This window comes from Nocardiopsis lucentensis DSM 44048 (genome assembly GCF_000341125.1).
GTDB lineage: Bacteria > Actinomycetota > Actinomycetes > Streptosporangiales > Streptosporangiaceae > Nocardiopsis > Nocardiopsis lucentensis.
Genome location: NZ_ANBC01000861.1, coordinates 1 through 9,901, shown reverse-complemented (window position 1 = coordinate 9,901; position 9,901 = coordinate 1). Strand labels below are relative to the sequence as shown.

General features: G+C 72.3%; 8 protein-coding genes and 1 pseudogene. 1 reads left to right on the top strand and 8 read right to left on the bottom strand.

Annotation, left to right across the window (positions count from 1 at the left end):
- The coding region (locus tag D471_RS0129880) for an AGE family epimerase/isomerase (RefSeq protein ID WP_394296864.1) at window positions 1-679 on the bottom strand (679 nt) is incomplete at its 3' end.
- Between the two features lie 308 nt (window positions 680-987).
- On the opposite strand from D471_RS0129880, the gene D471_RS0129875 reads away from it, so the two are divergent.
- Complete coding sequence (locus D471_RS0129875) at window positions 988-2,976, top strand: cation:proton antiporter domain-containing protein (RefSeq protein WP_026128225.1); 1,989 nt, start codon at window positions 988-990, stop codon at window positions 2,974-2,976.
- A gap of 194 nt (window positions 2,977-3,170) precedes the next feature.
- Here D471_RS0129875 and D471_RS0129870 read toward each other — a convergent pair whose 3' ends face one another.
- The 7 genes and pseudogenes from D471_RS0129870 to D471_RS36905 all read right to left on the bottom strand — a co-directional run.
- Window positions 3,171-3,986 (bottom strand): alpha/beta fold hydrolase, encoded by an 816-nt coding sequence (locus D471_RS0129870; protein ID WP_017602011.1) that lies wholly within the window; start codon window positions 3,984-3,986, stop codon window positions 3,171-3,173.
- 10 nt (window positions 3,987-3,996) lie between these two features.
- Window positions 3,997-5,415, bottom strand: coding sequence for an acyltransferase family protein (locus D471_RS36915; protein WP_017602010.1), 1,419 nt, complete (start codon window positions 5,413-5,415; stop codon window positions 3,997-3,999).
- 270 nt (window positions 5,416-5,685) lie between these two features.
- Window positions 5,686-6,525, bottom strand: a complete 840-nt coding sequence (gene nadE, locus D471_RS0129860) for an ammonia-dependent NAD(+) synthetase (protein WP_017602009.1) — start codon at window positions 6,523-6,525, stop codon at window positions 5,686-5,688.
- Window positions 6,526-6,607: 82 nt separating this feature from the next.
- Window positions 6,608-7,192 (bottom strand): putative glycolipid-binding domain-containing protein, encoded by a 585-nt coding sequence (locus D471_RS0129855; RefSeq protein ID WP_017602008.1) that lies wholly within the window; start codon window positions 7,190-7,192, stop codon window positions 6,608-6,610.
- Between the two features lie 134 nt (window positions 7,193-7,326).
- Complete coding sequence (putP, locus tag D471_RS36910) at window positions 7,327-8,895, bottom strand: sodium/proline symporter PutP (protein WP_040691921.1); 1,569 nt, start codon at window positions 8,893-8,895, stop codon at window positions 7,327-7,329.
- A 335-nt stretch (window positions 8,896-9,230) separates the two neighbouring features.
- Entirely contained in the window at window positions 9,231-9,698 is a 468-nt protein-coding gene (locus D471_RS0129845; RefSeq protein WP_017602006.1) for an NUDIX domain-containing protein, read from the bottom strand.
- A gap of 8 nt (window positions 9,699-9,706) precedes the next feature.
- Window positions 9,707-9,901 (bottom strand): annotated as a pseudogene (locus D471_RS36905) (transcriptional regulator); the annotation flags it as partial.

Sequence of the window (9,901 nt, the reverse complement as noted above, 5' to 3'; positions counted from 1 at the left end):
CCACCCCGTGCACGAGCCGTTCGGCGATGGCGAGCGCCCTGCGCGTCCACCCGTGGTCACCGGTCGCGTCGGCCGCGGCCAGGAACGCCTCCACACAGTGCATGTTGCTGTTGGCGCCCCGGTAGTCCTCGGTCTCGGTCCACCCCCGGTCCCAGCTCTCCCGGACGGCGCCCGCCGACTCCTCCCAGAAACGGGTGTCGACCACCCGGAGCGCCTCGTCCAGCAGGTCGCGCGCGCCGGGACGGCCGGCGAGGACGGCGCTCGACGCGGCGAGGACGACGAAGGCGTGCGTGTAGGCGGACTTGCGGAGGCCGCCGGGCGCTCGGTCCTCGATCCCACCCGCCCTATGGGAGCGCTCCCAAAGAGCTTGCTCAGTGGGTGCCTCCTCGAACCAGCCGCCCCACACGGAGTCCCGCAACGGCCCGGCGAGAGCGGACACCCCGTGGTCGGCCAGGCGCCCGGCGTCCTCCTCACCACGCAGGGACGCCAGGGAGAACACGTGCGTCATGCGCGCCGTGATCCAGGTGGCGGTGGGCCGGTCCGGCTCCACCCGACCGCGCGCGTCCAGCCAGCCGAAGCCGTCGGCCGCGACCGCACCCGCGGCGAAGGAGTACAGGCGCCGTTCCTCGGTCCGCAACCAGTCGGGGTGCCCCGGTCCGGGACGTCGTGATGTCATCAATCCACTGCCTCTTCCACGAATCGGTACGCGGTTCACGATATCCGCGCCGCCCCACCCCAGGGAAGGGCCCACCGACGCCTGTGGACCGCCCCTTCCGCCCTCCCGAGGACCGGTTCCCGCACGTCGTCCCCGACCAGCGGGGCTGGTGGCCCCTACCGTGGTCCCACGCGACCGGCGAGGCCACCGGGACGCGTGGGAACCCACCTCGGTACGCTCCGAGTGGACACCACCGGACCAGGGGGACGTCGGCGCCGGTCGGCGGCGGCCGCTCGACGTGCCGGAACCGGGCAGCGAGAAGGAGGCGCTTGATGATGCTCGCCGCGGGGGAGACCCCCGTCTACCTCGGACCGATCGTCGCGCTGCTGGTCGCGGCGGGACTGATCGGCGCCCTCTTCGTCCGGCTGAGGGTCGTCCCGATCGTTGGCTTCCTCCTCGCGGGCGTCCTCATCGGCCCGCACCAGCTCGGAGTGGTCGCCGACGAGGCACAGGTGGAGGCGGCCGCCGACATCGGCGTGATGCTGCTGCTGTTCACCATCGGCGTGGAGTTCTCCATCGAACGCCTGGGGCGGATCAAGAGGTTCGTCCTGGGCGGCGGCACCCTCCAGGTCGCGCTGACCACCGCGGTGGTGTCCGGGCTCTGCCTGCTGTTCGGTCTCGACTGGCGCGTCGGCGTCTTCACCGGCTTCCTGGTCGCCCTGTCCTCCACGGCGATCGTGCTCAAGGTGATCGCCGCCAAGGGGATCACGCAGCGCCCCGTCGGCCAGGCGTCCGTCGGCACCCTCATCCTCCAGGACCTCGCCATCGTCGTCATGGTCCTGCTCATCCCGATCCTGGGCGGGGAGGGCGACGGGACCTGGGGCGTCGTCCAGGCCCTCGGAACCGCGGCCCTGGTGCTCACCGCCGTCATCGTGGTGGCGCGCAAGGTCATGCCGCCGCTGCTGGAGCGCATCGCGCGGCTGTGCTCACCGGAGATCTTCCTGCTGTCGGTCGTGGCCATCGCGCTCGGGGTGGCCTACCTGACCTCGCTCGCCGGGGTCAGCAACGCCCTGGGCGCCTTCCTGGCGGGCATGGTGCTGAGCGAGTCGCGGCACAGCGCCCACGCGCTCAGCGAGATCATGCCGCTCCAGATGATCTTCAGCGCCGTCTTCTTCGTGTCGGTCGGCATGCTGCTCGACGTCTCCGTCCTGGCCGAGCTGTGGTGGATGGTCCTGATCGCCGCGATCGTGGTCGTGGTGGTCAAGGTGGCGACGACCTTCGCGGCGGTCTCGTCGCTGCGGGTGGGCGCCCGTACGGCGATCGCGTCGGCCTTCATGCTCGCGCAGATCGGCGAGTTCTCCTTCGTGCTCCAGCGCTCCGGTGCCGAGTACGGGCTCTCCCCCGCCGGAATGGGCCCCGAGGGCGACCAGCTCCTCGTGGCCGTCACCGTGGCCCTGATGACCCTGACACCCGCGCTCGGCGCTCTCGGCGAGGCGATCTCCCACCGCCTGCCCGAGCGCGCGGGCGCCCCCTCCGCCGAGCCCGCCGGGAAGGCCGACGACACGCGCGACCGCGTCCTGCTCTCCGGATGGGGGCCGGTCGCCCGGAACCTGGGCGCCTACCTGAACGCCAACGGAGTCCCGTCGACGGTGACCACGCTCAGCCCCGACCTCGCGGCCGACGCGGAGGGTTTCGGCCACACCGTCGTGCGCGGTGAGGTCACCAAGGCGAGCGTCCTGCACGAGATCGACATGGACCGCGTGCGGCTCATCGTCATCGCGGAGAACTCGTCGGAGGAGGCCACCCACATCGCCCACATCCTCAACGGCCTGGCGCCGGGCGTGCCGATCGTGGTGCGTCCGACCGACTCCCCGGACATCGTGGGCCTGTACGACGCCAACGTCCAGCGGATCGTGGACCCGCACCGGGCGGCGACCGAGCCGCTGGGCGGGACCGTCCTGGACCTCCTCGGCATCGACCACACGCACCGCGGGCACCCCGACCCGACCGTGGTCACCCGGTTCTCCCCCGACCCCGACGCCGCGTGCGCGCACATGGAGGACCTCTCACCCGTCCTTCCCAAGAGCCCCGGCTGCACCGACTGCCTCCGCAGGGGCAGGCGCGACTGGGTCCACCTGCGGATCTGTGCCGGGTGCGGCTTCGTGGGCTGCTGTGACGACTCCCCCGATCGCCACGCCAGCGCGCACGCGACCGCGTTCGGCCACCCCGTCATGTTCTCCGCCGAGCCCGGCGACGACTGGGCCTGGTGCGTCCTGGACTCGCATCTGGTCCACAGCGCGGAGACCCCGGCCGGGGCGTGAGCTCTGTTCGCCTTGGGCCTGCCGCTTCGCTTCGGACCGGGTTCGGGCGCCCGAAGAGGCAGGGATGCTTCCTCCTCGGCCACGCCTACCGCTCGTTCCTCGCTACGCGGCTCGCCTCGTCGTGCAGCACCCTGCCGGCGCCCGAACGACGCCCCCTCGGGTGACCGCCCCAGGAAGTGAGGCCCCGTCCCGGGTCAGCCCGGGAGCACCCGGTCCCGGTCGGCGGTCCGGCAGGTCCACCGGATGTGCTCGGCGACCGTGCGCGGATCGTCGGCCATGGGGATGTGCCCGCTGCCGATCAGCGACACCATGCGCGCGTGGGGCACGCGTCGGCGTGCGTACACGGCGCCGGACGGCGACAGCGTCCGGTCCCGGTCGCCCCAGGCGATGGTGACGGGGCAGTCGAGGGGGCGGGGCGTGAACGCGTACTCGGCGACGCTCGGCATCATCCGGACGAAGGGCGACCCCGGCTCCAGGGCGCCGACCCCGAACCGGACCGACCTGGCCTCGGGCGTGGACGGGTTCCCGCGCAGGACGGTGCGGGCGAGCGCCCGAGCCGGGGCGCTGTCGGCGATCCGCTCCTTGAGGGGCCCCGGGACACGGGCGACCAGGCGGGTGAGGGCACCGAACGCGTGGATCCCGGACCGCGAGAACCCGGCGGAGAAACCGACGGGAGAGAACACGGTCACCGAACCGGCGACCCCGCGCACCCCCAGTTCCAGGGCGACCGACCCGCCGAGCGAGTTGCCCGCGAGGTGGGGCCGGTCCAAGCCGTGCAGCTCGCAGAACCCCTGGAGCGCGTCGGTGAGCGTCCCGACGTCGTAGGGATCACCGGGCCCCGGCGCCGGGGAGGCCCCGAAACCGGGGAGGTCGACGCAGACCACCTCGTACTCCCCGATGAGTCCGGCCGTCACGGCGCGCCAGCACTGACGCCGGTCGCCCAAGCCGTGCAGCAGGACCAGAGGGCGCCCGGTGCCGCGCCGTTCGAACGCGATACGTGTGGGATCCACGTGTATCGGTCTACCGTGCCCGAACCGTTCCGGGCCACACGACGTGCCAGGGACGTGGGAAGTCGACCGCTCGGACACCGTGTGCGCCCCGGGTGAACAGCAGACCGGCCACCACGGCCCCCAGGCCGAGCACGGGCGTCCACCCCGTACCGAGTCCGGCCGCCACCAGCACGCCCAGGCCTCCTCCGACCAGCGCGGCCGCCGCCAGTGCGCGGAGCGTCCCCGGAGCTCCGCGCAACGGTGCCGGGGGTGTCTCGAACCGCGCCGTGAGGCAGGCCAGCGCGGCGGTCAGCGGCAGTAGCGCCGCGGTCCCCGCCAGACCCCACCCGAGCCACGCGGCCGTCAGGGGCTCGGGGGTGTCGACACCGAAGACGTAGACCTGGACTCCGGCGACGAGGCTGACCGGGAGCATGTGCCACAGGTACACGGTCATCAGCTTCGGGCAGACCCCGTCCAGGACGCGCGCGGGGCCGGGGCGGTCGGCCCAGGCGGTGATCCACCGGCGGAGCAGGACCGCCGCCCCGACCTGTACCGCGCCGAGCGCGGCCAGGACCAGGGTCGGCGGACCGGCGTTGGAGGCCTCCATGGCGAACACGCCCGTCATGTTCGGCGAGTACTGACCGGTCAGCATCAGGGCGGTCACCGCGACCGCGCCGCCCGCCGCCAGCGCTCCGGCCCGGCGCGGACGCAGGGCCCCCGCCCCGTACAGGAGGCCGAGCTGGTGCACGCCCAGCCACACGAAGACCACGTTCGCGTAACCGAAGCCGTCCACCCCGGTCGCGAAGCGGGTCAGGTCGACCGCGGCGGCACCGGCGAACAGCCCCGCCGCCACCCGCCAGCCGAACCGGTCCTGAAGCGGGAGGAGCACCGGGGTCGCCACGACCACCAGGACGTACACGGCCAGGAACCACAGCACGATCCCCGCGGCCCCCGCGGCGACCGCCACCGGCTGTTCCGGCACGCCGCCCAGGGCCAGCAGGTGGGTGGCGGCGAGCCACACCGCCGCGAGCGGGACGACCGGCCAGGCGAGCCTGCGCAGCCGCCGCGCCACCCAGGTCGTGGGCGCGACGCCGCCGGACGAGGCCGAGCGCCGGCTGATGAGGTTGGCCGCGCCGCCGACGAAGAAGATCAGCGGCATGACCTGGGAGACCCACGTCATGGCGGACGCGCCCGGCACGGAGAGCACGCTGTCGGTGGACAGGCCCCGGGGTCCGTCGCCGAGGACGGGGAACCACCAGTGCTGGAGGACGACCAGCACCATGACCAGCAGGCGGAGGACGTCGAGGAAACGGTCGCGGCCGGGCCGGGAAGGGGAGGCGTGCCCGGGTCCGGGACGGCGCCCGGGCACGGGGAGGGCGGGCGAACCGGACGGGGGCACCGGCAGGACCGGCGTCCCGCCCCTGGCGCGTGGTCGGAGGGTCGTGGTCATCGGTCGCTCCCGGGTCGTGTCCACCACGGGAGCGTGCGGACGCCGCGCGGTGGAGGAGGTGTCGCGCCGACCGGGCTCAGGGGGCGACGACACGTGGTCCGACGGGCCTCGGGAGGGACGGAAGGGGCCGTCCCCGCCAGTGCGTCGTCGAATACGACCCTAGGTTCGCGGCGGGGTGCGCCGCGATGGCTCTGGTCCCACTCTCCACGGGGCGGTCCACCCGCCCGTCGGCGGTGGTGCTGACACCACCGCCGGCGCGGGGGAGGTGACTCAGGCCGAGGGCGGCGGGGTGGGCAGCGCGCGCTTGTGACCGGTGGCCCGGTAGCGGTCGACGAGGGCCGTCTCGACGTGCTCGGCGACCGGCAGCCCTTCCAGGAAGTCGTCGATCTGCTCGTAGGTGAGGCCGAGTGCCTCCTCGTCGGGCTTGCCCGGGGAAAGGGTCTCCAGGTCCGCCGTGGGCACCTTGTTCACCAGGTCGTCGGGGGCCCCGAGCGCGGCGGCCACGGCGCGCACGCGACGCTTGGTCAGACCGGTCAGGGGGACCAGGTCGACCCCGCCGTCGCCGTACTTGGTGAAGAAGCCGGTCACCGCCTCGGCCGCGTGGTCGGTGCCGACGACGAGTCCGCCGAGACCGCCCGCCACCGCGTACTGGGCGATCATCCGCTGACGGGCCTTGACGTTGCCGACCACGAAGTCCTCGGAGGACACGCTCGTGTAGGACATCCCGGAGGCCGTGAGGGAGTCCGCCATGGCGTCGCTGGCCGGGCCGACGTCCACGGTGAGGCAGCGGTCGGGGGCGGTGAACCCGACGGAGCGGGTGGCGTCCTCCTCGTCCTTTTGCACCTTGTAGGGAAGGCGCATGGCCACGTACTCGGCGGTGTGCCCAAAAGCGCGGACGCGGTCCACGGCGAGGCGGCAGAGGCGGCCGGTGGTGAGCGAGTCGACGCCGCCGCTGATGCCGAGCACGAGTGCCGCGGCCCCGGTGGTGGTCAGGCGTTCGGCGAGGAAGGAGACGCGCCGCTCGATCTCGGCGTGGACGTCGAAGCGCGCGGGAACGTCGAGGTCGCGGATGATCTCGCGGCGGGCCTGGCTCAGCTCGGTTTCGGTCACTGCGGTCCCCTGTGGGTGTGGTGGGTGTGCCCGCCGATTATCGCCGGTCCGGCGCGGTGCGCGCACTCCGGGGTGCGGGACCTCATGTCTGGGAGCCGACCCGCCGGGCGAACCGCTCGTAGTCGACGACCAGCCCCTCGGAGTCCACGGACAGCCGGTACTCGCCGCGCTGGGGGTCGCGGTAGGTGTAGCGCTCCAGGCCTCCCTCGGAGGGGTGGCGGGTGTATCGCTGGCGGACGCGCCGGATCCGCAGGGAGGGGACGTCGATCCAGGCCACCGCGATGTCACGGTACTCGCCGGGGTTCAGCCCCAGGCGCCGGATCGGGAGGGTGTTGGTGAGGGGGGTCGCGGCGACGTCCGCGTCCAGGCACCCCACGAGGTCGGGTCTGGGTCTGCCCTCGCCGTCGGTCCAGGTGCCTCCGCGCACGGTGAGCGTGACCGACTCCGCTCCCCGGGCGGTGACGACCTCGACGCGGACCTCCCGCGTCGTCCAGGCCAGGTCGGCGCGGACCGTGAACCGGGTGAGGAACCGCTCGTCGCCCTCCACGACGACCTCCCCGGCCTCCAGCCGGTACCCGTCGGGCTCGGGCAGGAGGGTGCCGAGGCCGAGCCCCTCGGGGACGTCGGTCCGGGTCCACGCGGCGGGGTGTTCCGTCAGTGACGACATGTCACCGTTCTACCGTTCCGCGCGGTCACCACGCCAGACGGGTCCGGGCCCGTACCGACGCGCGGTACGGGCCCGGATCACGGGTGACTCGGGGGTGCGGCCGCCCCGGGGGTTCCGGGCCGGTCGCACGCCGGTCAGCCGACCTTGCCCACGGGGCCGTCGCCGGTGACGGCGGCACCCTTGACCTCGGTCTCCATCCGCTCGAAGTCCTGCGCCATCGCGCCGGTGACCCGGCCGAGGCCGTTGCAGAGGAAGATCGCCGCGAAGGCGAGGATGACCGCCGGGACCATCGCGTACAGCCCGATGCCCAGGTAGTTGCTGTCGACGATGTCCCAGACGATCGCGGTGGCGCCGCCGACGACCATGCCGCCGAGCGCGCCCGCCCAGGTCATGCGCTTCCAGAACACCGCGAGCAGCAGCACCGGACCGAAGCCCGCGCCGAAGCCCGCCCAGGCGTAGCCGACCAGTTCCATGACCGAGCTGTTGCCCCAGAGGGCGATGCCCGCGGCGGCGAGCGCCACGGCGACGACGGTGCCGCGGCTGATCCACAGCAGAACGCGCGGGTCGGCGTCACGCGAGACGAAGCCCCGGTAGACGTCCTCGGTGAGCGCGGAGGCCGCGACCAGCAGCTGGGAGTCGGCGGTGCTCATGACCGCGGCGAGGATCGCCGCCAGCAGGACGCCCGCGACCAGCGGGTGGGTCAGAGCCGCGATGAGCTGCGGGAAGACCTGCTCGGGGTTCTCCAACGGGGTCTCGAAGTAGGCGATGCCGACGAAACCGACCACGAGGGCCAGCGCCATGGCGGTCACGGCCCAGGAGACGCTGACGATCCCGGCGTGGCGGATGTCCTTGACCGAGCGGATGCCCATGAAGCGGGCGAGGATGTGCGGCTGGCCGAAGTAGCCCAGGCCCCAGGCCAGACCGGAGACGATGACGACCCAGCCGAGGGTGTCGGTGCTCTCCCAGGCGAGCGTCTCCGGGTTCAGCGAGGTGCCGCCGACGACCGACAGCAGGCCGTCGCTCTGCTCGGCCACACCGGAGGTGAGGCCGCCGAAGCCGCCGAGGGCGACGATCGCCATGATCGGCACGATGAGCAGGGCGAGCCACATCATGACGGCCTGCACGACGTCGGTGTAGGAGACCGCGAGGAAGCCGCCCAGCACGGTGTAGAGGACGACGATGCCGACGCCGATGGCGATGGCGGGAGCGGGGTTGAGGCCGAAGACCTGGTCGAACAGGGCCGACATGGCGACCAGGCCGGAGGCGACGTAGAAGAAGTAGAAGACGACGATCAGCACCGCCGACACACCGCGCAGCAGGCGGGTCGGGTCGTTGAACCGATTCTCCAGGAAGGAGGACAGGGTCAGCGAGTCGGACTCACCGCCGGTCCGGGCGTCGGTGACGCGTTCTGTGTACACGCGCAGGCGGGGCGCGAGCAGGATCCAGCTTCCCGCGAAACCACAGGCCAGGCCGACCGCGATCCAGGCCTCGCCCAGACCGGAGACGTAGATGGCGCCGGGCAGGCCGAGCAGCAGCCATCCGCTGAAGTCGCTGGCGTTGGCGCTGAGGCCCGCGACCCAGCTGTTGAGCTGCCGACCACCGAGCACGAAGTCGGACTGAGAGACGGTACGCCGGTACACCCAGAGGCCGATGCCCACCATCACGACGAGGTACACCGCGAAGGTCGCCACCGAACCGAGCATGGAACCGTTCAAGATCGTCCCCTCCTTTCCCAAACGCGCGCGGCCGTGACCCTTACGCGCTACTTATGAAGTATGTGGGTGATCATGACCCCGTGTTCGCCGAGTCACAACGCCCGTTGGTGGAACATCACCTCTTTGATACCTGGCCGAGTCTTTGACCAGGCATGATTGTTCCCCCCACCACGCCGGGGCGGTTGCGTTTGTCCGGTCGGACATACATGACAGCCCGTGATGGGATCTTTGCCGTTCATCAGGGTGTGCACGAGTCGTCACCCGTCCAGGAGGCCGGGACGGTCACACCGCAGGCGTCGCCCGACCGGTGCGCGGAACACCGGTCAGCCCGCGTGGGGCGTGTCCCCCCGCAGAGCGTGCCCGACCCGCAGCCGCTGGGTGTGGTGCATCGGCAACCCGTCGACCTCCCCGGCCGCGAACCAGCCGACCTCGTGCGACTCGTCGCTGACCGCCAGCTCTCCCCCCACCACCCGGGCGCGGAAGCACACGTTGAACTGGCGGCGCACCTCGCCGTCGCTGTAGGCGATGACGTGTCGGGCGTCGGTGTAGGTGCCCACCAGCCCCGTGACCTCCACCTCGTAACCGGTCTCCTCCCGCACCTCGCGCACGGCCGCCTCGGGCAGGCTCTCGGTCATCTCCATCGCTCCGCCGGGCATCGCCCACAGCCCGTTGTCCACCCGCCGTTGCAACAGCAGGCGCCCCTCCTCGTCCACGACGGCCGCGCTGGCCGCCACCACCAGACTGTTGGGAACGGGGGCCGACGGATCGTCGTAGTACTCGGTCCGGGACATGCTCTGACTCACTCCCCAAGAGGTCGGGCGGTACGCCACACGGCCTCCATGCTCGCGGCATAGGAGTCGAAGAGTCCCCTCGGGGCCGTGCGTTTCAGCCGCAACAGCGGGTTGCCGTAGGCGTTGACCCCGTACAGGTGTGCGTTGACGTACATCTGGTCGTCCGCGCGGTAGAGGGAGTTGTACAGCGTCGTGGAGTGCGC

Bases quoted from the DNA above. Each gene is read 5' to 3' on its own strand.
- D471_RS36915 (WP_017602010.1), bottom strand. From the start codon at position 5,415: ATGACCACGACCCTCCGACCACGCGCCAGGGGCGGGACGCCGGTCCTG.
- D471_RS0129845 (WP_017602006.1), bottom strand. From the start codon at position 9,698: ATGTCCCGGACCGAGTACTACGACGATCCGTCGGCCCCCGTTCCCAAC.
- putP (WP_040691921.1), bottom strand. From the start codon at position 8,895: ATGCTCGGTTCGGTGGCGACCTTCGCGGTGTACCTCGTCGTGATGGTG.
- D471_RS0129855 (WP_017602008.1), bottom strand. From the start codon at position 7,192: ATGTCGTCACTGACGGAACACCCCGCCGCGTGGACCCGGACCGACGTC.
- D471_RS0129875 (WP_026128225.1), top strand. From the start codon at position 988: ATGATGCTCGCCGCGGGGGAGACCCCCGTCTACCTCGGACCGATCGTC.